This is a genomic window from Corynebacterium sp. TAE3-ERU2 (assembly GCF_019209955.1).
GTDB lineage: Bacteria > Actinomycetota > Actinomycetes > Mycobacteriales > Mycobacteriaceae > Corynebacterium > Corynebacterium megadyptis.
Genome location: NZ_JAHUTL010000006.1, coordinates 208,911 through 233,553, shown reverse-complemented (window position 1 = coordinate 233,553; position 24,643 = coordinate 208,911). Strand labels below are relative to the sequence as shown.

Annotated in this window: 20 protein-coding genes; all 20 read right to left on the bottom strand. The window is 59.1% G+C overall.

Features of this window, described 5'->3' with window-relative positions:
* Window positions 1-192: 192 nt before the first annotated feature.
* On the bottom strand, window positions 193-564 hold the full coding sequence (locus KRX12_RS09895) for a hypothetical protein (RefSeq protein WP_218366514.1): 372 nt from the start codon (window positions 562-564) through the stop codon (window positions 193-195).
* Window positions 565-969: 405 nt separating this feature from the next.
* A complete protein-coding gene (locus KRX12_RS09890; RefSeq protein WP_218366513.1) occupies window positions 970-1,224 on the bottom strand; it encodes a holin in 255 nt (84 codons plus the stop codon).
* Window positions 1,225-1,228: 4 nt separating this feature from the next.
* Entirely contained in the window at window positions 1,229-2,134 is a 906-nt protein-coding gene (locus KRX12_RS09885) for an N-acetylmuramoyl-L-alanine amidase (RefSeq protein ID WP_218366512.1), read from the bottom strand.
* Between the two features lie 45 nt (window positions 2,135-2,179).
* On the bottom strand, window positions 2,180-2,695 hold the full coding sequence (locus KRX12_RS09880) for a hypothetical protein (RefSeq protein ID WP_218366511.1): 516 nt from the start codon (window positions 2,693-2,695) through the stop codon (window positions 2,180-2,182).
* 379 nt (window positions 2,696-3,074) lie between these two features.
* Window positions 3,075-5,066 carry a hypothetical protein gene (locus KRX12_RS09875; protein WP_218366510.1) on the bottom strand — a complete coding sequence of 664 codons (1,992 nt, stop codon included), beginning with the start codon at window positions 5,064-5,066 and terminating at the stop codon, window positions 3,075-3,077.
* Window positions 5,066-5,746 (bottom strand): hypothetical protein, encoded by a 681-nt coding sequence (locus tag KRX12_RS09870; RefSeq protein ID WP_218366509.1) that lies wholly within the window; start codon window positions 5,744-5,746, stop codon window positions 5,066-5,068. Before KRX12_RS09870 ends, KRX12_RS09875 begins: the two co-directional genes overlap by 1 nt.
* Window positions 5,747-5,804: 58 nt before the next feature.
* Window positions 5,805-6,065: a DUF2744 domain-containing protein gene (locus KRX12_RS09865; protein ID WP_218366508.1), complete on the bottom strand. Its 261-nt coding sequence runs from the start codon at window positions 6,063-6,065 to the stop codon at window positions 5,805-5,807.
* A gap of 11 nt (window positions 6,066-6,076) precedes the next feature.
* A complete protein-coding gene (locus KRX12_RS09860) occupies window positions 6,077-7,738 on the bottom strand; it encodes a phage tail protein (RefSeq protein ID WP_218366507.1) in 1,662 nt (553 codons plus the stop codon).
* A gap of 3 nt (window positions 7,739-7,741) precedes the next feature.
* Window positions 7,742-8,548 carry a hypothetical protein gene (locus tag KRX12_RS09855; protein ID WP_218366506.1) on the bottom strand — a complete coding sequence of 269 codons (807 nt, stop codon included), beginning with the start codon at window positions 8,546-8,548 and terminating at the stop codon, window positions 7,742-7,744.
* Window positions 8,549-8,935: 387 nt separating this feature from the next.
* Complete coding sequence (locus tag KRX12_RS09850) at window positions 8,936-14,398, bottom strand: tape measure protein (protein ID WP_218366505.1); 5,463 nt, start codon at window positions 14,396-14,398, stop codon at window positions 8,936-8,938.
* Window positions 14,399-14,673: 275 nt separating this feature from the next.
* Window positions 14,674-15,030: a hypothetical protein gene (locus KRX12_RS09845; protein ID WP_218366504.1), complete on the bottom strand. Its 357-nt coding sequence runs from the start codon at window positions 15,028-15,030 to the stop codon at window positions 14,674-14,676.
* A gap of 93 nt (window positions 15,031-15,123) precedes the next feature.
* Window positions 15,124-15,750 carry a hypothetical protein gene (locus KRX12_RS09840; RefSeq protein WP_218366503.1) on the bottom strand — a complete coding sequence of 209 codons (627 nt, stop codon included), beginning with the start codon at window positions 15,748-15,750 and terminating at the stop codon, window positions 15,124-15,126.
* A gap of 748 nt (window positions 15,751-16,498) precedes the next feature.
* On the bottom strand, window positions 16,499-16,867 hold the full coding sequence (locus KRX12_RS09835; protein ID WP_218366502.1) for a hypothetical protein: 369 nt from the start codon (window positions 16,865-16,867) through the stop codon (window positions 16,499-16,501).
* On the bottom strand, window positions 16,864-17,334 hold the full coding sequence (locus KRX12_RS09830) for a hypothetical protein (protein ID WP_218366501.1): 471 nt from the start codon (window positions 17,332-17,334) through the stop codon (window positions 16,864-16,866). The genes KRX12_RS09835 and KRX12_RS09830 overlap by 4 nt, the downstream gene beginning before the upstream one ends.
* Before the next feature lie 72 nt (window positions 17,335-17,406).
* Complete coding sequence (locus KRX12_RS09825; protein WP_218366500.1) at window positions 17,407-18,330, bottom strand: phage major capsid protein; 924 nt, start codon at window positions 18,328-18,330, stop codon at window positions 17,407-17,409.
* 80 nt (window positions 18,331-18,410) lie between these two features.
* A complete protein-coding gene (locus KRX12_RS09820) occupies window positions 18,411-18,929 on the bottom strand; it encodes a hypothetical protein (RefSeq protein WP_218366499.1) in 519 nt (172 codons plus the stop codon).
* 170 nt (window positions 18,930-19,099) lie between these two features.
* Entirely contained in the window at window positions 19,100-19,384 is a 285-nt protein-coding gene (locus KRX12_RS09815; protein WP_218366498.1) for a hypothetical protein, read from the bottom strand.
* 28 nt (window positions 19,385-19,412) lie between these two features.
* Window positions 19,413-20,720, bottom strand: coding sequence for an EndoU domain-containing protein (locus KRX12_RS09810; RefSeq protein WP_218366497.1), 1,308 nt, complete (start codon window positions 20,718-20,720; stop codon window positions 19,413-19,415).
* Window positions 20,692-22,110: a phage portal protein gene (locus KRX12_RS09805; protein ID WP_370625579.1), complete on the bottom strand. Its 1,419-nt coding sequence runs from the start codon at window positions 22,108-22,110 to the stop codon at window positions 20,692-20,694. Before KRX12_RS09805 ends, KRX12_RS09810 begins: the two co-directional genes overlap by 29 nt.
* Window positions 22,107-23,600, bottom strand: a complete 1,494-nt coding sequence (locus tag KRX12_RS09800) for a hypothetical protein (RefSeq protein WP_370625578.1) — start codon at window positions 23,598-23,600, stop codon at window positions 22,107-22,109. The genes KRX12_RS09805 and KRX12_RS09800 overlap by 4 nt, the downstream gene beginning before the upstream one ends.
* Window positions 23,601-24,643 lie beyond the last annotated feature (1,043 nt).

The window sequence follows — 24,643 nt, the reverse complement described above, 5'->3', positions numbered from 1 at the left end:
ACTAGGGGAAATGCTGTTAGTGGAGCTGCCGGGGGTCTACGTAATAATGGGTTTACCAGCATATATAGAAAATCCCGCTAGGGCGCATGGGGATCGCGTGGGGATGGTGAGCTGGATGAATGCTGGAGGAAAACACAAAAAACGCCCCCTTTGGGCACCTACTCGAGGCACCCAAAGGGGGCGTTGATTTCGTTATTCCAAGTCATTGGCAATCTCTGGCGGTATCTCGAGCCGATCAGGGCCAACCATTCCCGCCGGAAACGTGCAGCGCCATTGTCGGATGTGATGCAATGCGGCTAGATACTTAGTCTTCCACTCATCGGCGCGTAGCTGCAGCTTCGCTACCTGTTTCTCTAATGCGCTGATCTTTTTATCTTGCTCGGCAAGCTGCATCTTCACCCACTCTCGGATTTCTGCGCTGTAGGCCTGCCACTCTGGGCCGCGAGCCTCGATCTCTTTCGACTCACGCTCCGATCGTGCAGTAGTGCGCGATGATGCCCACGTGATCAGGGCTACCAGTACAGACCCGACGCCAAGCATGGATAGACTCTCGATCAGCCCCATTCCTCTATCTCACCTCTCCTCGGCGCTACTCGTGGATAGGGCCTCGAAAACGCCCACATCACTAATAGGCCGATCGATCCGTACGAGATAGCTGTCACCCACGCTCTGTCAGACTCCCCCGATAGCGTCTGCCACGTAAACGATAAACACCACGCGACGTGAACACCGACGACCGCAGCCACCGCTATAGGAATCAGCCGGCGCACAAACATAGCCATGAGAAGCAACACCGCGATCGCAGCCCACACCACGGACCACGCTCCGGGCGCCAATAGAGCCTCCAAGGTGTGGGCCGGTTTTCGGTCTTGGTTCACTACCCATGGCGCATAGGAGAGCGCCCGCAGAACAGCGGCGAACGCCAAAATCGCCAGCCCCACCTGCCTAGAGCGGAAGGACCGCAGCCGGTCAGACACGGTGGTCGCCCTGGTAGTCATAGCTACCAGTAGCGGACACCAACGAAGCCGTGCCATCCTGACCAGTACCGGTAGACGCGATCGAGGTCAACAGCGAAACCACCGTAGCTGTAGCCGCAATGCCGACCGCCTGTCCCCAATCCAACTCGAGGATAGGGGTGCCCACCGCCAGCGTTGCGATCAGTGCCTGGGCGAAAGTCTTGATGGCACGCTCAGTCGCGTCCATCCAAAAAACCTTTGTAAACATTTTCTTACTTCTCCTTCTTTTCCTTATCGAACAGTTCCTGCAGCTTCGTATCCACAGCAGTCACGCGATCATCTAGAGCCCTCATTGCCTTCGACAAAGCTGTCAGCTGCTCACCAATGTCCTTGGCGAGTGCACGGGTTTCGAACGTGGCGTTGTCAATGTGCATGATGTAGTCGGCAAGTGGTGCCTCGTACATCGAACCTTTGACCTGCGACTTCCGGACAGTATCGAGAGTTGTCACAGCCTTCTCCTTCTTCTCAACAGGAGCGGGACTCGGACGCCCCGCATTACGTACAGCCGCCGGCGGATTCGCCAACAGCTCAGCCACACGCCGGCGGAAACCCTCCATCGAAATCGTGGGATCAATCTTGCGCGACGGCGCATATTCCTTGTGCCCCATGACTGCCTTCACCGGCAGCCCTAGGTACCAGCAGATAGCCGCACAGCACAGGGCATATGCCCGTAGCTGCGGCTCCGGCCAATTCCAGTGCGTACCGGCGTGCTGCGCCTCGATGCCAATCAGCTTGGCGTTACCACTTGTGTATCCCTGCACACCTGATACCGACCGACGACGCACATACCCTTCGCCCGCAACTCCGCCACGCCCTGGATCGGCGGCACCAGCGTGGTAGGCGATACCCGCACCGCATATCGTGGCCACGCCATCAGGCGAGAGGTGAATTTGCGATAACAGACCACGCAGCGCGGAATGCCCATTCGCGATCAAAGAAGGCGGCGTCGTCGCAGACCCAGTGTGATGACACATCACGCCCACGATGTCGTCGAAGTCCCCCTGGCCACGATCACGCCAGCCGGGTAACTCCTTCACAGTCACACCCCATAGACGCAGCACTTCTGGCAGCCACACAGGATCGCCCCGGCGACCAGGACTCGGCTTAGTAATAGCCATGAACAAATACTCCTTTCATGCAAAAACCCCGCCCTATGGCGGGGTTTAGAAATCTTCTGGACGAGACTCTGGCAGCCGGTAGGGCCCATCCACTGGGGCCGGCCCATCGCCACCGGTAGGAGTCGTCTCAGGCAACCAATACGGATCATCCACTGGGGCCGGCCCATCACCACCGGTAGGAGGACCTTCAGGGACGGTCTCGGAGCCAGGGCTCGGCAGCGCATCTCGCCGAGCCCAACTGTCGCCGTCTTCCGGGACATCAGTATTGAGTGCTTTCTCTGAAATCCACGCCTCGCCGGCGTGCGTCACCACGGCCCCAATTGGGTATCCCTGCGCAATCGAGGCTGGTCTCACCCACTCTGGCGGTATCATTCCTTCATCACCCCACTCCGTAGTGAACTGCGGCCGCAAATCCGGATGAGTCACCCACAACTCATCTACAATGCTCTTTTTCGCCTCCTCCACGAACGGCTCAGCATCACGCCTGCGGAACTCTGTAGCGACGGCGCCGCTGAGTTCCACGAGCTGCTCATAGCTCAACTGGCTCACATCGATATCCATTTACTCTCCTTTGATCTTCTCAAGTGCGGCTACACGACCCTCTAGCTGCTGTAGCCTGCCCATCCACAACGTCGCGTGCGACGGCGGTGGGAATGCGAGCAACTCAGATAAGGCATGCGTGCCAGACAATGGGACTTGAACCTGCCACGTCACATACACTCCCTCGCCGTGTACCTCCACCACAGCTGGCCCAGGCTGCACTCCATGCAGCACACACCTCCCCTCCTCCAGCGGCACCGAGTCCCGCACAGGCACCACGACGCCAGACCCACCAGCCTGCCCCCGCACCTCTGGTACGCGGATCACCACCTCGCCGGCCACCGCGCGCCCAAGAATTGTTCGCACATCACAGTCAAGCTCCGTCATCGTCATGCCCTTTCTATACCGGGAACGTAATCATGCCCTGCAGCGTCGAGTACGGTGCATCAATCTGAAAGCCGGGATTCTGCGGCACACCGGTCCCCGCAGTGGTCGTTCCATCCCAGATACGCATCACCCGGCGCGTGGAGTCAGCTCCATTCAGCGGCACCCAAAAGTACGCGGTATCCGCGTTTTGCTTTACCTCTGGTATCGCGTCCATCACCCACTGCTCCTGCGAGCAGTAGTAAGTGCCAGTACCGGTGATCGCCTGATCTGCTGGAGCGGCTACCGGAAGCCGAAGACGCAAAGCTCCACCGCTAGAGCGCGGCCGCGACCCCCACCTGATGTAGTAGAAGACCGTGAACGCCCCCCGGTCGACACGCCATTTAAACTTCATCGCGCCACCCGATCCGACCGAGATGCTTCCATCGTCTCGTAGGCTGACACCGTCTGTACGCCACGGGGCCGCTGACACTGCCTCGTCCACGTAGCGTTTATTAGCAACATCGACGCCAGATTGGGGAGCGTACAGCAGCTTCACCGAAGCGCCCCCGTTCACTACGAGCCTGCCCCCGTCCTTGATCCACAGACAGCCATCGCGCTCGACATCTAAATAGCCAGTGCCCTGGTACTTCCTCACCCGCAACAGACTGCCGTTGCCCTCGGGACTGACAGCCGAGGACGCATCCGATATCTCGGAGCTGAGATGCGTATGCTTTACCTCCGCCTTACCATCCAAGGCTGTATCTAGCCCTATGATCTGCGAGGTGGGATGGGTATGTACTCGCGCGGCGCGACCAGCAATAGCCTCCGATAACCCATTCACATCCGACATACCGTGCTTATGGCCAGTGGCGGCCTTGCCGGCTAGAGCTTCATCCAGACCGTTTATCTGCGAGGTAGAATGCGTGTGCTCACGAAGCGCCCGCTCAGCCAAAGCTGCCGCTAGCCCCTCTACTTCAGAGACCGCATGCCCGTGAGAGATCGGCGCCTTACCATCTAGCTCAGCGAGTCGAGGAACGGTTGGTTCATCGGCGGTTCCTGCAAGATCGCCGGCTAGTCTCACCAACCCCAAATGCTCGGCATTTGCCTCATGCACATCAACGGTATCGGCACGGCGTTCAGCCCGGCGCGCAGCCTCCTCGGCGGCGTCACGGGCATCTACGGCCCGTGACTCAGCACCGGACGCGCTCCGCTCTGACTCCTCTGCAGCATCCGCAGACTCCATCGCTCGGGCGCGATGCCGATCCGCTGCTTGTTCCGAATACCCGGCGCGCCTCGCAGCAGCATTAGCCTCGTCTCTTGCCTCCTCCGCTGCGGTAGCATCGGCTGCGGCGGCGATAGCTGCCGCATCCACTCGCTCAGCTGAGGCTTCCACGGCCGCTCGGTCGCTACGGGATTGCTCTACCAGGGGCGAGACGGCCGTGGTGGCTTCCTCTGCAGCTCGAGTCACGGCAGCATTTGCTCGACTGGCGTGGCGCTCGGCTTCTTCGGCCGAGCTTTGTGCTTGGTCCCTCATGCGCGTGGCTGCGGATAGGCGCTCGTCTACCTCGCGTAGCGAGCCGGCTATCTCGATGCGCAGCGCCCCTGCACCGTCGGCGACTACTTCGGCGACTCGCTTCTCAGCTTGGGTAGCTGCGGACGCTGCTTTGCCGGCAGTGGTTGCCGATCGTGATGCTTCCGCGACAAGAGCGGCAACGCGGGATACCACTGCAGGTGTCCATTGCACTTGCTGCTCGAGCATTTCCGAGAATTGGTGCCGACCATTCTCCGGAACGTTGATCTCCCACTGCTTGAACACGTCATCGCCAGCGAGCTCGAGGATCACAGGGCCTGGATCAATATCAGTGATTACGCACTGTCCCTCAGTGAGAGCGTGCTCCTCTCTGACCTGTGTGATGACGGCGCCTGGAATCGCGTGCGCCGGACGCGAGACAGCTGATTCAATAGTTACTGTTCCGTTCACTCCGGCGCCGAGCACAGATCGAAAATCGCATACAAGGATCGTCATTATGCTTCCCCTAGCTCGTCTGAACGTTCATTACCTGCGCCCCACGGGCCGGTCACCTCACGGGATATGTGCTGCGCAGTTAGCCGTGTCCAGCGAGGGCCGCCAAGGATACCTCGACCGGTAGCGATTGAATCAATGCGTACTTGCACGTAGCAGCCCGGCTCCTCGACGACCACAGATGAGATGATCGTTCCCGATAGCGCGCCGGTTCCGGACATTTCGGATTTCTGTTCAGAGAACACTTGCCCGTTAGGGCGGTAAACTGTTACCGCCCAGCTGACGTCACTAGTCAGTAGCCTCACCCACGAGACGGTTATCTGCGCCCGAATGTCCCACAGTCCTACATCGTGTAGCTTCAGCCCACCGTTGAAGGTAGAGCAATTACGCATCGGCCCAAGCTGCTGCGTAAACGGCAGGATTTGGGCCGACACAAGCTCACGGCCGCTGGGCATAAACACCGATCCGTAGTCCTGGATGGGGCTGAGCAGATCGTAGCGATCGTTCAGCTCTGCTTGCCCATCCGAGTAGGCCGCCGCGATATCTTCGAATCCGGGGTTAACCACGCCACGTAGAGCGGCAGCGATCCCCCCGAGCAGGTTCTGCTTTAACGCTGACCGGGCTTGGGTAAACGCCGATTCGAGGGGAGCGCGAATCGCGGATTTCGCAGACTCGTCGGTCATGGTTTGAAGCGATCGAGCTTGGGCCCCACTGGTCAACCAGCCCGATGGGGCTTGAGGCTTATCCGGTGCCGTCATCGTCGCCCCCTTCACTATCGTCGATATCTACCCAACCGCGTCCATCCGTGGTCTGCTTCTTCACCTGTAGCTCGGGATGATGCCTAAAACCCAGATCATGTAAAAGCTGGGAAAAGAACGGGGTGAACTGCGGCTGAATCATCACCGGCTCACCCACAGGACGCGGGATGAACTGTATCGCCCACGCTGCAGCCTGGGCTGGATCAGTCGGATCGCAGTCCGACTGCATGATTGGTTGAAACACGAAGCCTCCTTCTACAGAACCGCGAGACGCCGCAACAGCCCCGTCACGCGTTGAATCTTGCGCAAACCGCGATCCCACGGAAACTCGGTAGCGCGCGGGTCTCCGCAGACAATCTTGAACCCCTGATAGTCCCGAGTGATGTGCAGCTCTAAACGCCGCACCTGCTCCACAAACAGCCGCTCTCCGTGGAACCGGTTGGTAGCAGCAATGCGGTCTCCCAGACCGAAATGCCAGCCCACGAAATACGGGGCGCCATTACCTACCTCCAGCTCGAACGTGCTCACCTCACGGGTATCAAAGAACCCGCGCCGAAACGCGAGCACACTCGAAAGCATGTATGCCTGATCCGCCCCAGGAACGAACTCCTCGTGCAGATAAAACCGGCCTTGCCGCGCAGTACGAAGCGGCGATTTAAACGACATAAACGCCGCCCACACATCCTCATACAGTGGCTTCACCGCCGTATCCACAATCGTGCCCAATGTATCCAGCCGGAAGATTGAGCCAAGGATATTGCCCGTGAGCTGGATCGCTAGCGACTGAGCTTCATTCACTCCCGGCGCGGATTTGCCGCCGGCAGTTATCTGCACGGGGCCTGCCATGCGGTGGGTGAAGTTCGATGCTTTGATATTGGTGTGCTCTCCATCGCGGTAGATCACCCACGGCTGGGATGGGTGAGTGCCGAAGAATCTGGACACCGTGTATTCGGCTGGTTCTTTCGGGTACGTGACGGTGTTGACTACCTCGTCTACAAGGTTGTCAGCGTGGCTCGTGACAGTTCGAACAAGTCCGCCGGCGAGAGTGCCGCCAAGGGAGGTTTGATCCCACACCCCAGATTTGTCCACTATGTCCACGATGAGCTGGCCATGGCTGACAAGCGCACCTTCCCACGGTGGCGGGTCCCCGTCGAGCCACCGGCGGGTCTGGACCATCAGCTGGCAGTCCTCGAGAATCGGAGTAGCGACCTCCAGCCAGCTGTCCATGCGGGCATCAAAGGCTGCCCACTCCGAGCCGTCGAGAAGCAGGCTCGATGGCTTGACCATGATCGGCCACGTCCATGGCTTAAGCCCTTCTGTCCATGTAGTGGGGTCTAACGGGTTGTCGGGGAGCTGCCAGAGATTACCGGAGTAGCGGAGCAGATTGACAAACAGCATAAGCTTCAGCCCGTAGACGCTTGGCCCGATCCATGGCCACACCTTCGGGAACTGTGGCCCGGAAGCAGGCATAAACGGGTTCGGCCAACACACAATCTTCTCTAACTGGTAGATGTCATGTTCAAAGGTCAGCACACACCGCTGCTGGCCCTTGTCATCTACAGTGACCTGATACTCAGTGAGAATCCCCGACCAGCGCCACCGTCCCTGATCCACTGTGGCAAAGACGTTCTCCGCACCGCGAGTGCGATTGTTCAGTACCCACTGAGCGAGACCGTGATCAGCTGGTAAAACCAGCTCGCCAACAGCCCTCTCGTTGTACGGCTCAGGCCAGTGCTGCTCGATCTCGCCGTGCACCACGATTCCGCCGGCGAAGTTCCCGTCCCACAGCCGTGTCACCGGAGGCCGGTCTGCAAGCTCTCGCATTGTGTCGTGGAGGGCCAAGCATTGCCGGCGTACCTCGTCGAGACGCTGCTCTTCGTCCTCCGATAACTCCGCAGTCAGCCTAGCGATGGTCACCTGCTACACCTCCCACGGAGTCTCATATAGCGGCGTTGTGTACACCTTGCAGGTAGCACCAGCCATGTTCGCCACCGAACCGTAAGTAGTGGCGATCAGCTCTCCCGCAGACGGCAGGCTCAGCGCAGTACGAATAGCCTCAGTCCACGTCTCAAGCACATCAGGCACAATCATCGACACTGCATCATCGATCTTTTTCACCAGCCTCTCTGGAGACCACGACAACACCGTCTCCTCAGGCACAGGCTCGAGCACGGTAGACACACTTCGCGCCAGCTTGAACAGCACATCCGCCGGCAACGCCCCAGGCAGTTTCAGCTTGCGCCATATATCGGCCGACCACGGCAAAGGATTGATCGCCACCGGCAACGTGGTCGGGGGCGTGCCAGGTGGCACCATGTAGAGGAACGACTGCCCGGCCCAGCGGGCCTGAAACTGGTGGCCGTCGAGAGCGATACCCTGCAGATCGTTCACACCGGTACGCACTAACGCATCCTGCCGGCGGGCAGGGTCGTGGTGCCAGCGCTGAAATGGCAACGCCACCACACGCTCACGATGCCGCCAATCCGGATGCTCGGGGGTCGTTGCCCACGAGAAATCCGGCAGAATCCATGACGCCGGAGACGTCAGCGACCACGCCAGCGGCACCGGCTGATCCCCAGGATTAGCCACCACGACTTCTCCCACATATGAACGACCATCGAAACGCCAACTCGACGCTAGCTCTTGGCCCTTGAAATCCGGCTCAGCAGCACGCAGCGAGACGACCTTAGCCAGATAGCCAGTGACATTCGGGTCATGCTTCGCCACAGTCTTCGCGTCCTTAAGGGGCGTCACATGCAAGGTTCGACGCCCCTCAGCTGTTGTAACTTCCAGACGCGCCGGCCTACGCCCATCAGACCCGAGAGCCTTACGCCACCTCGCCGATGCTCTCCTGATCTCGTCCGATGAGTCTCCATGGAAATGTACCGTCGCCGAGATATCTCGAGGCTGGCGAGTGATCCCACGATAGGTAGCACCCACCTGCGAGGCACCGCTATCCCACCGGGTATCAAACGGAGAGTCATACAACCCGTCAGGCTCTTCCCCTAATGCGATGCCCTGCGCACCAGCACCAGGGCCATGCAGAATCAGACGATCACCATTCACCCCATACAGGGTGATCACAGACGCCTCGTAGCTCATCATCTACTCCTTTCATACAAGTGCTTTCGAATACTGAGCCCACTCCGCCTGCGACTGCCTCATCGCGTCACTGAACTCAGCAACGTGATAATGCAGATGCACCTCTGACCCTCTAGAGGTCGCCGCCGGAAGAGACTGCGGCGACGCCTGCCGGATGGTTCGACTCGGCTCGATTTGGGCAGGGGTGATCGTGGGAACCTTTGCTCTTAAGGTCTTCACTCCTGCGCCGAGCATTCGCTGCCCAGTGTCGGCGATGCTGCCAACCATTTCGGCCGCGATATCACTACCTATCTCGGTAAGTAGTGCCCCGCCGGCACCGATTGCTGCGCTGCCGGCAGCGGCTGCTGGGGCTAGCGCTGGAATCGTTGCCAGCATTCCAGCGCCGCTTTGGGCCGCTGAAACAGTTGTTGACAGCACAGCGCGAGACGATGCTTTCGTGACGTCACGCGCAATTTTCGGCGCCTGTTCCACCAGCCCGTTGTTCATTGCTTCGAGCAGTGAGCCATGCTGATTGGCTGCGTCCTTGGAGACCACGAATTCTCCTGGGGTCAGCCACGCGGGCTGAGTATCAGACGATTCATGTCGCCGGTTGCGCTCATCCACCCAGCCACCGCGCGCATAGCCTGCAGCTGTAGGCCAAATCTGGTCGAGAGAACCATAGCGCTTCGAGGCATAGCGGATCGCGGCGACGACATTAGCCAACGGATGCGTGACATCATCCGGCAGATCAGGGTCTCGGTTCGCGCCGAAGACCGCCGGCTTAACTTGCAGCAAGCCACGTGGGTTGCCGTCAGCCGAGTCAGGCCCGATGGCATTCGGGTCTCCTCCCGATTCGATGCGAATCTGCTCGATAGTTCGATCCGAGTCCGCTGAGGGGCGGCCAGTACGGTGCAGTGCATCGGCCACTACCGGCGCCCACTGCTCGGCTCCTGCCGCCGGATCGTATCTCACTCCCGTGTCTCCGGAACCAGCCGGCACCGACGTGTGACCCGACGGCAATGATGATTCCGATGCCGTCGCAGGGGCAGTCTCACGGCTCGAACTGGCTCGTTCCTCGGCGGCCTTTGCGTCGCGTTCCTTAACAGCTGACCGCAGCTGGAAGCCGGCCTTAGCATAGGAGGGCATCTCATCGGCGAGCCCGAACACCCCAAGAGTGTCCGAGATATACGCGCTAGAGGTCGACTTGATCCACTTCTTAGCGCCCTCGCCGATCTGCTCACCAACCCAGTCCGACCAGCGCTGCGGCTCAGAATGATAATCCGGCGCCGAGCTGTACGACGAACTACCACCGGCATCGGTGGTGTAACGGGTCCACTGCTCATCTGCTGGATCCTGTTCGGAATACGGAGGAGAGAAAGCATCATCGTCCAGCGAGTAGTGCTGAGAAAACTGAGGATCGAACGCGCCATCTCCCACACCCACCGACGGGCCACCCACATCGTCACCAGCCTCCACAGGGATACCGTCCACAGTGGCCGCCATATGTGCAGCGTTAACTCCCACCACGAATGGGCCATGCACACCCGGAGAAAACCCTGGCCACATACCAGCCAACATCGTATGAGTAGTACCCATCCGCCCAGAGGTATCCGGATCGAACCCTTGCGCAGCCCACGCCACACGGCCAACAAACCCCGAGCAGTCAGCAGCATCGCGTGCGATTCCACCCCACAGGTACCGCGCTCCCATATCGTGCGACGAATGAGCCTCAGCCAATGCCCGATCCAACCCGGCGCGCCCTCCCTCGGCGTAGCCGGGGAGTTTCGGGAACGTTCCGTTGTTGATTTGCGCGAGCTCTTTGTTGTAGCGCTCGGAGGAGCGTCGGTTGATGACCCATTCGTCTTTGTCGAGGCGGGCTATGGCCATGCCGTGACGGTCGATGGCGGTGAATCCGTCTTCGATCTCGGTGCCTGGGCCGGTGTGAGGTAGCCGGTAGCCGTCGTGGTATCCGCCGGCGGCGTAGCGGGCGAACCCGCTTTGGCGATAACGGCCTCCGGTGGATGCGCCCGAGGCGGGCCGTCGCCCAATCGAGGAATAGTGCACTCGGATGTTGATATCGCGGTCGCGAAGCGAGCCGATGTCTTTCCGCACAGATTCGATCTCGCGGTGGGCTTGATCGGTTAGCGGGTCGATCTTCGGTTTCGCAGTCTTTTTATCCAGCTTGTCTAGGTCCTCGTTGACCTTGTCAGACTTCTTCTGAAAGTCATCTTTGCTCAGGTCCGCCTTCGATGTCACCGACGCTGTATCCAGCCCCATCAGATCGATGGTGGCTTGATCCACCCCTGCATCCAGGAGAACCTTGTTCAAGTCGGCAGTCGGGGTTGGGGACTGGGCAGCGAGGACAGCAAGCTCACCGAGAGCAAGCTGGTTGTTAGCCTGCAGTGAGCCGATGAGTAGCGAGGCTTGCGGAGTGGGGTGCTCGAGATTCAGCCCATCCAGCAACGCTTTGACGTTACCGGCCTCAACATGCACCTGCTCGGTGTTGAGCACCACCTTCGGGTCGATGTTGAGGTTGTTCAGTTCAGCAGCAACCCAGCCGAACTGCTCCAGTTTCGCCTGCGCGTCCTCGGTGTGGGCAGTGATCGTCATGGCGTGAACTTCGCCGTCAGCGCCCTTGACCTCCTCTGCCTTATAGCCGAGCTGTTCCAGCTTGGCTACCGCTTCCTCAGTGAGAGCATCCACCTGCACCGTCTCGCCCTCGGGTACATCCTTTAGTGCGCCAGCAACCTGGATGATCTCTTGGATCGAGGTATCCACCCCATCCAAGGCCACCAAGGTAGAGATGCGATCTGGCATCAACCCGAACGTTCCGAGTAGCTGATGCATTTGGTCATCAGTAAGCCCGAACTGGTTTTGCAACTGCTCGAGATTCGGTTGCATCAACGCGAACGCTTGAGCTGTATCCCCGCCTTCCACTGCGACGTTTTGTAGCTGCTCGCGCATGCCGTTCATCGTCTCAGCGAGTCGGCGGGCGTTAACGTTCGTCGGATCGAGCTGCCCGTTCATGTCGAACAACGCATCACCAGCGGGGGCCGAGGTGTCCACAAGCTCGGTGATCTCGCCAGCGAGCTGGTCCACTGCATCAGCGGCATCCATCATCGCTTGCTCTGCATCCCTAGGAGCTAGCCCGAGCGCCTTCATCGTCGATTCAAGCGCACTCAAGTGATCACCCGCCGAGGCGGAGGCATCACTCAGTTTCTCCATTCCCTCGGCTGCAGCTTTGAACGCCGGGGAGGCATTGCGGGCGATATTCTGCAGCTCGCGAAGCTCATCATGAGCCTGCTGCAGCTGATCGGCGGCGCGATCACCCGCCTCACCAGACTCACGCAGGTTTCGCATAAGATGCTGATACTTCGGGCCACCCTCAGCGACCACATCGTTGAGCTTCGACATGGGGATACCCAACCCAGCAGCCTGCTTCTCCAGCTCCTCGTACGACTCGCGCAGGTTCTTAGCCTCACGCGTGACCTCTACCTGGGCCTTGCCGGTATCACTCAACATGCCCGGAATACGAGACATCGCTTCATCGAAACCCACCGTCGCTTCGTCGAGTTTCTCGACCACACTTCTTTGCCGCGATCCCATTTCGACGAACTCCGCCATCGAAGCAGTCACGATCTTCGATGCAGCATCAAAGGCTTCCTCGTTGTCTTTCAACGATCCATTGGTGCCAGCGAGCGCCGCCGCTAGTTCCCTCTGCGCCACTGCACCATCCGCAGTAGCCTCAGTGATGTTCTCCTGCGCCCGTCGAGTAGCTTCAGCAGCAGCCTTCTGATCAGCCAGCAGCATCGTCACCGCCGTGATACCAGCGAGGAGGGGGCCGCCCATCGCAGTGACCAGACCACCGATACCGGCCCTCAACAAGCCAACACCGCCGGTGGCAGCGCCCTTCGCGGCGGCACCAATAGTGGCAAACGATGCCACACCGGTATGCCCCATCTGCCGCAACATCGCATCCACAGTGGCGCCCATGTCCTTAGCCGCCAAAGCCTGAGACTGGGCAGCAACCGCAGCACGACGATGCGACGCAGCAAGCTCCTCCAATTTCGCCGAGCCACTCGAAGCCGCCCGACCAAACGTCGCCAACGCCGTATTAGACGAGGACCCCATAGCCATAAACGACGCGCCCAAAGTGGACACCTCACGGCCAGTAGCGGCCGCGTACTCCTTGAAATCCTTCACCGGCTCCATAGCCGACTTCAGCGAAACCAACGCAGACGACGCCGGCTTAAGCACCGACGGCAGGGTCTTAAACGCCATCCACGCACCCAACAGGGCAGCAACCGCAGTCGTATTAGAATCCGCAAGCGAAGCCACCAACTCCAACGCCGGCACCGCCGTAGCATTCAACACCGAGGCGGAAGCATCCACTGCAGTCGCAAAAAGCTGCCAGCTCGACACACCAAGCGCAGCCGTAGCCTTCCCCACAGCGCTACCAAGCTGCACCACAGCCGGCGCAGCAGAAGAAACCAACTCCCACAACGACTCCATCGCCGATGTAAACGACTGCGAACCAGCCGTCGCATCAAACACATCGCGAGCGAACTCCCCCACAGCCAACCCGGCGCGCTGGATACGCCCAGCCCATTGTTCGGCAGCAGGAGACTTAAGCCAGTCATCCAATGCCTGCATCGTCGGCTTGGCCTTGGCGTTGAGGGAGTCAAGAAGATCGGTGACTCCGCCGAAGCCTTTAGCTGCTTGGTTGAAAAAGGGACCAGCGATCGTCGCTCCTAGGCGGCCAGCGGCGGCACCCATATTGCGCATGGCGCCTTGGACCGTGGCACCAGCCTCCAATGCGGACCCGCCGACGCCCTTACGAAGCGCTTTCTCGAAGGTTTCGAAATCAATCTTTCCTTCGGAGACCATCTTCGAGACTTCTTCGGAAGTCTTACCCAGCTCGGTGGCAAGCATCTGCAGTACCGGCACGCCACGCGATGTCAGTTGCAGCATGTCATCGCCCTGTAGCTTGCCGCGAGCCATCACTGAGCCGAAGATAGTGCCCATCTCCGACATAGTGGTGCCGGCAATCGTGGCGGTATCACCGACCGTTTTCAAGACTTGCTCAAGCTGCTCGCCGGGCTTAATACCAGAAGCCACCGCTGCTGCGGCGGTGGTAGCAGCCTCCTCCAGGCCGAAGGCAGTGCCCTTCACCGAAGCGAGGGCATTATCCATGATGCCCTCAACATCTTGCGCTGAATTACCCAATCCGCGAAGTTTGGCTTCGGCTTGCTCGATACCGTTAAGCCGCCCGAGTCCCTTGGTTAGGCCGACACCAATCGCGGCGCCGGTGGCCGCTCCCACACCCACCGCAGACTTTTTTAGCACCCCGCCGATGCCAGTCGAGATACGAGACCCAAGACCTTTACCAGTCTTATCCCCCTCGACCTCGACCCCCTTAAGTTCGGCAGCAATCGTTTTACGGGCGCCCTTCATCGACGGAACAATGCTGATATATCCGACACCAAGCTCAGCCATGGCAATCTCACTTCCTACGCTCTAGGTTTCACGTGACATCACTGCCGCGCGTATCTGCGACGCCGACAACGCACTACTACGGGCCGGCGCTGGGCTTTCGAGAGTGAGAGCAGCAATGGCTTGGGCCGTGTGACTGCTTGGTACTGCGCACCATTTACGCACCAGTGCTTTCACATCCAGCCACGAGAAGTTCGCTCCTAAGAACTCGAAACTCAGGCCCGTATCGATCAGGTCCAACCGGATAGCGGCGGCGACTCCTGGTTTGCGCATCAGCGCTAGGAGTCCGAAGATTCCCCCAGTTCATCGTCACCGTCCAACGCCGCCGAGAGCCACGCATCCCACAGCTGCAGTCGCTCCCCCAGCGGACGTTCCGCTACCTTCGCCGCAGTCTCATCATCCACCACATGCTTGAGTAGCTGCTCACACATCTCGTAGTTGGTCACGCCAGAGCGCCCGTCTTTTTCTCGGCGGGCGTTCTCATCGGCCATCCACTTGTCGACTGCCTCCATCGTGGCCTTATCAATCAGAGGAATGATCGGCACGGTAAACGGCTCGATGCCCGTGTGCTCAGGGAACTCCACGGGGATAGACCCCGCCGGCTCAAGGGCGGTAACAATCTTCACTGGCTTCATCGCAACTCCTTAAACAATCTGAAACAAAAAAAGGGGGCGGCCTTTTTCATCACGGGGTAGCCGCCCAGCTCATCCCCACCATCTGGCTACGGCCTAGGCATCGCCATCAGGGTCTTCTTCCTCAGCCGGCGCGGTGTTCTCACCATCGTCGCGGTATTCCACCACGTAGCCGCCCTTCAACTCCTTGGTGATTGGCTTGAAGGTCTTGATCGTGATCTCACGAGACGTCACATTCGAGTGCACATCCTGGGTCTCCGAAACCTCAGAGACACGGCCACGCTCGACCACATACGTCTTCGACTTATCGCCCGACACGGTCTTGACAACATGAGAGCGGATCGGCAGCGGCTGATCCGAGTGATACACCGTCCGCAGGACACCGTGATCGCTCTCAGCCTCTTTCTTCACCACTTTGTTTTCGCCGAACACAGTCGCGAGCACAGCATCGTTGTCATCCTCGAGCAGCCGCAACTTCACGGTCTCGTCATAGGACTCCTGTACATCGATGAACGTTCCACCGCCGAACATCTTGATATCGTTCGAAGATCGGCTCTGGGCGACGGTGATACCTTCCTCGCCTACAGTGCCATGATCCTGAAACGCCGGATCAAGCTTCTCCGTTGCGGTCTCAGGCAGTTTCGTGCCTAACGGAGCGTTGAAATACACCCCGCCGTCCATGGGCGGGGTGCCCACATACGCATTCTTAACATTGACAGCCATTGAGTTCCTCCTAGGCATAAAAAGACAGGCTGATCCTCAGCCCGCCAGTGAATTGAAATCTGTGATGCCCCGACGTGTCGGGGTTACGCATACGCACCAAGTTCCTGTCATCGTGTGACCACAACACGCCATGAGACCGCATCGTGGTCCACGCGTATCTAACCTGCTCGGCTAGCTCCTCGGCATCGAGCTCACCGCGTGCATATACCTCAATCAAAAACCGTGGATCGGCAGTAGCGAACGTGGACGATGAATCCCCGACACGACTGATCACGACGAACCGCTCCGGCGGAGTACGCGGTAGCTGCGTAGACACCGGGACGCCGCACGCCTGTTCAAGCGCTTCACGAGCAATACGCTGCGGTGCTGGATACCTAATCATCCGAGGACCCTCAACAACGTGTTGTTCTTCGCCTGATCCTCCAACGCAGCCCACGACTCCGCGTAGACAATCCCCCGAACACGGGAGCGCCCCTGCCTTACCCCTGCGTAGTAGCCCGCACCCGCCAGCCGTCCCCGCATCATCGTCTCGCGCTCAACACGAGCAGCGACTGGGGCCGAACGCAGAATCTCGTCAAACCCAGCCGGATTCCACTTGATCTCCACTCAACCCATCTCCTCCCACGACGCGGTGCCCCACACTCCCGGCGCGTAGGCACACACCCCGACAAGGGCGTCATCGTCTGCATAGAGCACCAAAGCCCCCGATGGTTCGATCCGGAAACGGCGACATGGCACTAGGTCAGTGTCATCCGCTCCGTGGGTTACTCTCAGCCGGCGCATGAGAACTCCTCCTTTTCGCGTACACCACATCCGCCCCCGGCGACCATCCGAAAGGGTTGTGGTCATAGTTAGCTACTCCCACCACCTCGTAGACGGTTCCTTCAACCTCCAGGGCGTCAGTCTCCGTCACGGTCTGTGGTGGAAGGAACACGTTGAGATCAACATCGACGAGCGGATGTCCACCCTCGGGCCCCTCGGATGACTGCGGCATATACCAGCCAGCAGCCAGCACAATGTCCCGCTCCTCCTCTACGTGAGGATTGCCAAGCGCATCGCGCTCGGTAGCACAGCGGCGGATGCGGGTGATTGGGAAAACGAAATCAAGATGACTCATTGCCGCCTCCACGTCGGGTTCAAGGTGTTAGCACAGTCAGGGCACGCACTACCCGTCGATCCGAAGCCGTATCCACAATCCGCGCCGCAGCGAGGGTTAGGCAGCGCGATCGTGTCGAAGGCGAACGCCTGCGATGTGTTGTCCTTACACAGCTTCTCTAGCGCAGTGATCTCTGAGGGGTAGAAAAGCGAGCGCCGAGACGACGACTGGTAACTCGTGAGCGTCTGATACGGGCCAGCCATCTTCTGTTCGCTTGAGATACCGCCAGACCCAGACGCGGCCCACCGCAGGCAGGCCGAACGAATAATCGCCTTCGCCGCCTGGGCAAAAGCGAAGTCATCGTCCATGATGCACGGAGCGATCGACGCAGCCATAGCGAGCCCCTCTTCAACGAGCTCCTCTGCCTGCTCTTTTGTCAGAGACGAGTCCCAGCGCAGCAAGTCATCCGCTGTCAGCTTCACCGCCATCTACCCCACCTCCTCGCCCAGTTCTGCGGCTAGGTGCTTTTCCCCTCGCCGGTTGCGCTACCGACGAGGGGGCTAGTCTTCCCCCAATTGATACGCGACAAACGCGTCCTGGTTGAGGATTCCCCATCCGAAAATCACCTCAGAGAGGAAAGCGACAGCGTTACGGCGCTGCAGATCACCGTTACCGAACGGATCACCGTATTCGATCCGGCGCATCGAGATATCCAACGCGCGACCAAACCGCAGCTGGTTCCAGTCTCCGCCAAACCCACGCACCTTAGTGTCCTCGGACGCGTCCAGCTGCCCTGACACGGTGCGAGACACCGCCACCGGCTGGCCCGAATACGAAGTCAAACCACCACCCATCGGTATATCAGGATTCAGGCGACGGCCCTCCTTATCGCGAGCATCCGCCAAGTCCGACACCAACCGAGAATCGAAAGCGAAGCCAGTGAAGTCAAAAGCCTTGGCGGCGTTGACGATCTTGCGGTAGCCGGCCCACAGCGCAGTATCGACGTCGTTCGGATCATCGGTCAGTTCCACCCGCACGGCGGTTTTATTGATGTAGTCCTGATCGCCCGACAGCTGCGCACCATCAGACGCTTGCCGGCCGTGCAACACAGCCAGATCGATCTGACGAGCCAGCGCAGCAGCCAACTCCTCTTGCAGTAAATCCAACACATTCGCCGGATTCGAGTGAAGAGTTTCCATCGAGAACTCAAGACCCACCACAGCCTTGACCGGCTTGATGGACTTCGCACCAACTTCCAGATCGGAATCCGGCTTGTTACCAAGCTCGCCGACGATCGACGCAGCTGGGCGCTTCGTCACCACAGGGATGATGTTCTCTCCCAGAATGATCGGATGCGCCTTCGCCAACGACGGAACCACCGCCTGCTCGGTCGCTTCCTTCCAAATCTCGTTCGACACGCTACGCGGTAAAAGCTGGGTACCCCCAGCACCACCAAGCAGCGTTTCATTAGTTTTAGTTGCCACAGCAACCTCCTTTTTCGCAACAAAAAAGACGCCACAGGTTCACACCTGTCGACGCCACAACAATCAGCTACTAGACCGACTCACACACCAAGAATCCGGCGAGCCAGACTATCCGCGTCACTTTCTTCCTCGACACGACCAGCACTACCCACAACAGGCAACCCCGACGGTGCGCGCTGCTCAAGCAACTGCACCAGCTTGTCAGCGAACGCCTGCATATCCTCAGCCGTGTCTCCCACAATCAAATCCGCCGGCACACCAGCCTTCGACGCGATCGCATCCCGAGTCGCAGACATAGCCTGAGCATGGGCCTGCTCCTTCTCCGCCTCAAGCAGCTTCACGCGCTCTTCAAGGCTCTGAGAGCCTGCCAGCTGCTCACGCAACTTGTTGCGCTCTACACGATGCCCAGCCGCCTCCCGGCGCGTCTTTTCCAGCTCTTTACGCAGCTGCTCGACAGACATCTCTGTCTCGCTCGACGTATCAGAACTAGCATCGCTCGCTGCACTGTTCTCGGATACCTGATCCGAACTCGAGTGCTCAGCGGTAGAAGCAGCCTCCTCGGTGTTCTCTGGGGTGTGAGCAACAGAATCGTTATTCATAACTCCTCCTGGGAGTAGAAAAAATGGGCATAACACAACCCCACACCAGCAGTCCTTCAAGGACTGCCCAATGCGGGGTTAGTGGCCACGCTGGGAATCGAACCCAGCATCACCCAACCAGGAAGCCAACACCACCACCTAAAAAGGACGTGGCGTACACGTGAGATGGACTAAAGCACCATCATGGTGTCCGGATCAACAGACAACACCTGAGCAAGCGTGGGAAAATCGTAGTCTCCTCTGAAAAGCCGCAGGTTTTCCCGCACGGTATAGGGGATGTGGTCATCCATGCCGTAGTCTTTCGCGATAAGCATGTAGAGTTCCACGGCGAAGGTGTAGTCACCGTCATCTGCTTCCTCTTGAACCCGAGCCATTTTCTCTGGAGAAAGCTGAGGACCTACCGAAACAATGTAGTCGTACACGCTCTTTTGATCGTCGAACTTGGGGTACTCCACGCTAGCCTCCTTTTCTCGCTTCTCGCCTCTATCCCTTCACTGGGTAGGCGTAGGGCTGGACAGCAACACCGTCAACCACACAATACTTTACTTTGATTTCCACCCCATCGATCTCCTTTTTCTTGCTCACACTGTAGTCTTTGACTGGGACCAGTTTGTTTCCGCTACTGTTGGGATCCAAGTTCATCTTATACTCTGTGACATGCGCTTCCTCATCGGATTCGAGCACATCCCGGACAGCATTCGCAATCTTCTGATTCGACCATGAATCCGGAAACTTAGATTTGGCAACCTTCGATACCGCGCGGTGCCCGAAGGAGTCATCAAGCTTATAGACACCAGGAGGATGATGGTTCGCTCGCCCATCACCCGTCCGTATCTTCTTTCCCCACGGTGCACTAGTAGTCCACCCGTAGAGCACATGCCCTGGCATCTGATGAAGCGACGGCAACGGGAGCTTAACGACGCCGTCCGGCCCCTTAGTGTTGTCTATTCGTCCCTTAATCTCGGTCTTGCCCCGATACTTGGGGATTTTCACCCCGGGGATAGGAGGAAAGCGCACTTGGGACTGCAACACCAGTGATCGCCGATCAAGGTAGTTCTTCCACAGCCTGTATCCGTCCCCGTGGGTAGCATCATGCCCCTCGGGAGTGCGGTCCATAGCCTTCTTCCACGCCGCCTCAAGTTCTTGATTCACCCGGGGTAGCGGCGCGGACGGCCCTACCTCCATGGCAATACACCGGCAGTGGTCGTGAAACCTTGAGGCCTCAGTCATGCCAGCCGTATCCGCGCTGTAGACCGCGCCTCGAGAAGCCAGCATGAGGCAAAAATCGCATGCCCCCGGCTCCGGAACCCTAGCAAACATCATCCCGTCAGCGATGTTGCTTTGAATCGTCTTCCGAGCTGGCTGCAGCACAAGCCGGTTCAAGGCGCCGCTGAGCTTTTTGAACGTTTTCGCATTAAACTCCGGTATTCCTGCTGGAACACGGCTGTCTTGAAGCTTCTTCCAGTCCGCTTCACTCAGCCGGCTACTAGCACGAAACGCGGCAACCGCCTGTTCATATCCCACTGGGTCTGCTACTTCTGGATAGGCCATGCCGGCGAGGGTCTCATCCAATCCACGCTGGACAAACAAGTAGTCAGCGGCATGGGCTGCGGCTTGCTCCCCGAAGGTTTGAGCAATGGCAGCGAAGGGCTCTTCAAGCAGCTTGCGCCGCTTGATAAACGGTGTGCCCTCGGTCTCGTCCCACCACGCCGCCCAATTGCGCAGCGCTAGCTTCTCGAGGCTATTGAGCCCCATTACATACTTACGGCGAGTCTCCAGATAGTCCACCATCAAGCTCACCTATCCCCTCATCGGAAAACATAGCCTCCTGAACGCTTCTCGAAGGCGCCGCAGCAGACGCCGCGAGCCGCTGGGCTAACCGTTGGTTGGACACATCACGCTCCAGCAGACGCTGCTCCTCAGGAGTGAAGCCCACACGATCCCAAATAACCCTCGAGTTACCCGGCGCGAGGCCGGCTTGTACGGCTTTGACCATGGCGTCCATGGTGGCTCCGATGGTGGGTGTTGCTGGGTTACCCCAGCGGGTTCTAGACGGTTCGCGCTGGGTGGCTGGTACGTTGTCTCTGCCGGCGCGGATGAGTCTGGCTACTTCTGACCATGATCGGCCGAAAGTTTTCTGCCGGCGCTCAGCCCGTTTGACTAGGCGGGCTTCCATGGCGCGGATGGCATCGGCGGAGGTCGCTTGGTCGCCTCTGAGTCCGAAGTAGTGCGCCGGCACGCCGGTTTCTGCTGCCACCAGCTGTGCAAGGCCTTCAATCTGGTCGAGGAATGGCCCTGGCGGGACTGGATCAAATTCACCTAGCTTCGGGTCTTTCTCGTCGTCACCTACTGGTGGGGTGGACCATACTCTGCCGGTGATGATCGACCATGGGCTTACTGGGCTGCCATCAGGGCCAATGAAGTCTTCTTTGCTCATGCCGATCGCGTAGCGCTGCGGTGCTGAGAAGAACTCTCTGTTTACATCCATGGAGATCAGCACACGCACCGCATTGTCGGCGTGCCGGCGCAACGGGGCGGTGATCTCTGATTTTCCACCGCGTAGCCCAGTACGGGGACGGTTAATAAAAGGTACCAACGGCACCACACCAAGCCCATGGCGTGTACGGTTGACAATCTCCCATGGCGCCGCATCGTGCTCCCGGCGCGCGGTGACGATTTCGTTTCGGCCCCACAGTTCGAGTTCGACTGTTTTGCCGTTTTCGACGTGGGTTGTCAGCCCCCAGTCGAGCCGGCGGGTTCGGGGGTTGAATATGCCGGTAGCGTTTTTTGCATTATGTCCGCGCACCAGTTGTGGCGGTTCGTCATCTCGGCCAGCGGTGACAGACACGAAGCCTATTCCATAGATCAAGGCATCAAGGTGAACTTGGCCGGCTTCCTCATCAAGAGCGTTGTCTTCGAAGATGTCTACGAGGTCTTCGTCAGCGAAGCCCATGAGATCAAGGCGTTCTTCGAGGACGTCTACGGCCGTTCCTGCCCATCCGGAGACCGTTTTCAGGATTGCGGGTAACTCGGCTGGGGTGGAGATGTTGAGTAGCTGGGCAGCGTAGGACCCGTCGTAATAGCTTTCGTGGGTGTTGTTGGCGGGTGCACAGTTACGCAGCGTGGCCAGCATCTTGTCTACTGCTTGTTTCTCTTCTGGATTGAAGATATCGAGGTTCACCACACAACCACCTTTCTACGTTCTCGTTTGCGCTTCATGGGTCTTTTCACCTTCTGGGCTCGCAGGCCACTCATCGCCATGGTGGCAGCGACAAGCGGGGTGATATCGGCATCGATGTTGGCTCGGGACCACGCCCACGAATCTCCGAGCTTGCGCTTACGAGCGGCTGCAACTGCGAGCGATAGGTTCGTTTGATCGAGATGCCGCATAGCGTGCGCCATCACGGCATCGTAGAACTGGCCACACCCCATCGCAAGAATGTTCGATCCAATACGGGAGACCGTGATTCCTTCAACCTCGAGGGGATCGATAAGTGAGCCGGCAGGGCTGAGTACATCGATCATCACAGCGCGGGCTTCTTGTGTTTCAAGGATCGCCTTAAGCCTGGGCACCACCCAGTCGACCGCGCCCCTTCGATGCTCTACTACGTCGACCCATGGAAGCCCGTCAGTGGTTAACCCAGCGGCAGCAATCGACGCTTGGTCACGCTGCGGTGAGATGTCGACTGCGAACACCACCGGCTCGCCCGAATCGGCGAGGTTCGGATCAGCACATGCCTTCCAGTCTTCCAGGGGAAGAACTCGGGCAGTGCGCTCCTGTTCCCACATTCCGAGACGCTCTCGGCGGAAAGACGCATCGGCCATCACCGCCCGCTCTGACATGACCGTCTCAATCTCGAGGCGGCCGCCGAGCGCAGGATTAGCCTGGTACCACAAATCGACATCATCGGCATCGATCTCTGGTCCCTCCGGATCGACGAGTACTGAGAACTCGCACCACCACAGATCACTGGCCGGCTTCGTATGAGCCTCATCATGAGTACGCCGAAATACCTCGCCAGAAATATCGGTTGGTTCAGGCGGCGTACCCAGCATGATGATTTGCGGCATTCCCGCTGGGCCAGAGGCGATAGTCGGCATCAACGCCTCTAAAGCTTCATCAGATAACTGCTGAGCCTCATCCAACACCAGCGTGTCCACCGAGTATCCACGCCCCGACGATTTCGACCGCGCGATAAACTCACAGCTACCGCCATTACTCAACTCAATGGACTCCTGCCCATTGACCCGGCGAATCTCTTTCACCATGCGGGACAACTCTGGGCGATCCTCGAAAAACGCGGCCAGCCGACGAAACGCCTTCCGGCCAGTCTTTACCTCGTGCGCCGAATGCAACACCTTCCGGCCTTCGAGCACCATCTGACCAAGCTCAATGATCTCTAGCGCACCGTTCTTTCCATTCTGGCGCGGAATCGAGATACCGACACGCTTAGCGGTCAAACGGCCATCCACTCCACGGGCGCATACGCCGGTAACAATCCCCTCCTGCCACTCATCGGCGATCAGACCAAAAGCTGCAGCGAGGTCCACATAGTCCTCACCGTCGAAAGTGTCTACAGACTCTTTGACCGGCTTAACCAGAAACGTCGGCTTCTGCGCTCCTCTGCGCTTCGCGCGCAGCTCTTCGCTCCGCGAGGTTATCGAGGACACTGACATCTCCACCTCCCCTCATCGACATAACTGTGGTGATCCTGTCCGCAATCTCAATCAGCCTGGCCGCCAACGTGGCCACGGCCTTGGCATCTGAACACGAATCAATCTCATGAGCGAGGCGTGATCGCAGTGCCGCGAGTAGAGCGAGTTCTTCTCCCGTTTCTGCTGCGGCGGCGACACTGACACCAAACAACGCCCTGCGTCGTACGGGCTGCGGATTCGCCGGGTACAGCTCTGGGTGGCGCTGCCGCCGCTTCTTGCACGTACCCCCGCAGTACATCTTCTGCCGCCCCGTGAGCGGCCGACCACACACGATGCATTCTCGCTGGTCAGAGACACCTTTGTCCCCGTTGTCCACCACAGCTAGCAACCCCCTAAAAACACGTCCTGACCTGCGGTTTCATTCCCCATCCATGGCACCGCTACCCACAGAGCTGGGGGAGGTATCGCAGCTATGCCGTGGCCCTTTGGCGGCCGTGCTGTCCCAGCGGGGTCCCTCCCCACCCCGCACGGCGGCATCAAGTCTTGCCGATACGCATGGATCGGAGACACCCTAAGGCTGGGAGCGGATTGAGTTCCATCCGCCACAGCGAAGCTGCACGCTGCCCGCGCCAGCCTTCGACGCAACGAGGCGAGCAAGACTTGGCATCTCCGCTATCCCCACTCACGCACATGGCGCCGAGGCCGGCTAGCACGCCGCGCCCCCTTAGCGCCGGCAGACTGGTTACATCCAAGATGCATCGGTTGCAGCTCGCCAAGATTAGAGCCACCAGCAGCAATCGGTATCACGTGATCAGCCGATGGACTCATAGGATGCGGAGCACGAAGAGACTTATCGATCGGCAAACCGCAATAAGCGCAAACTAAATCATCGAAACGTAAAAGCTTCGCTCGACGACGCCGATAGCGCCGATCCCCAGTCCTACCCACGCCATCCTGCTCCTTCCACACCAATAGGCGCGCACCAACATGCACAGCGTTGATCCGCGAGGACGGCCCAACCACCGGCGCACCACAGCGCCTGCATCACCGCCGGAGAC

Excerpts from the sequence above, each read along its gene's own strand:
- KRX12_RS09895 (WP_218366514.1), bottom strand. The coding sequence starts at position 564 with ATGGGGCTGATCGAGAGTCTATCCATGCTTGGCGTCGGGTCTGTACTG.
- KRX12_RS09890 (WP_218366513.1), bottom strand. The coding sequence starts at position 1,224 with ATGTTTACAAAGGTTTTTTGGATGGACGCGACTGAGCGTGCCATCAAG.
- KRX12_RS09885 (WP_218366512.1), bottom strand. The coding sequence starts at position 2,134 with ATGGCTATTACTAAGCCGAGTCCTGGTCGCCGGGGCGATCCTGTGTGG.
- KRX12_RS09880 (WP_218366511.1), bottom strand. The coding sequence starts at position 2,695 with ATGGATATCGATGTGAGCCAGTTGAGCTATGAGCAGCTCGTGGAACTC.
- KRX12_RS09875 (WP_218366510.1), bottom strand. The coding sequence starts at position 5,066 with ATGACGATCCTTGTATGCGATTTTCGATCTGTGCTCGGCGCCGGAGTG.
- KRX12_RS09870 (WP_218366509.1), bottom strand. The coding sequence starts at position 5,746 with ATGACCGACGAGTCTGCGAAATCCGCGATTCGCGCTCCCCTCGAATCG.
- KRX12_RS09850 (WP_218366505.1), bottom strand. The coding sequence starts at position 14,398 with ATGGCTGAGCTTGGTGTCGGATATATCAGCATTGTTCCGTCGATGAAG.
- KRX12_RS09845 (WP_218366504.1), bottom strand. The coding sequence starts at position 15,030 with ATGAAGCCAGTGAAGATTGTTACCGCCCTTGAGCCGGCGGGGTCTATC.
- KRX12_RS09840 (WP_218366503.1), bottom strand. The coding sequence starts at position 15,750 with ATGGCTGTCAATGTTAAGAATGCGTATGTGGGCACCCCGCCCATGGAC.
- KRX12_RS09835 (WP_218366502.1), bottom strand. The coding sequence starts at position 16,867 with ATGAGTCATCTTGATTTCGTTTTCCCAATCACCCGCATCCGCCGCTGT.
- KRX12_RS09830 (WP_218366501.1), bottom strand. The coding sequence starts at position 17,334 with ATGGCGGTGAAGCTGACAGCGGATGACTTGCTGCGCTGGGACTCGTCT.
- KRX12_RS09820 (WP_218366499.1), bottom strand. The coding sequence starts at position 18,929 with ATGAATAACGATTCTGTTGCTCACACCCCAGAGAACACCGAGGAGGCT.
- KRX12_RS09810 (WP_218366497.1), bottom strand. The coding sequence starts at position 20,720 with ATGGTGGACTATCTGGAGACTCGCCGTAAGTATGTAATGGGGCTCAAT.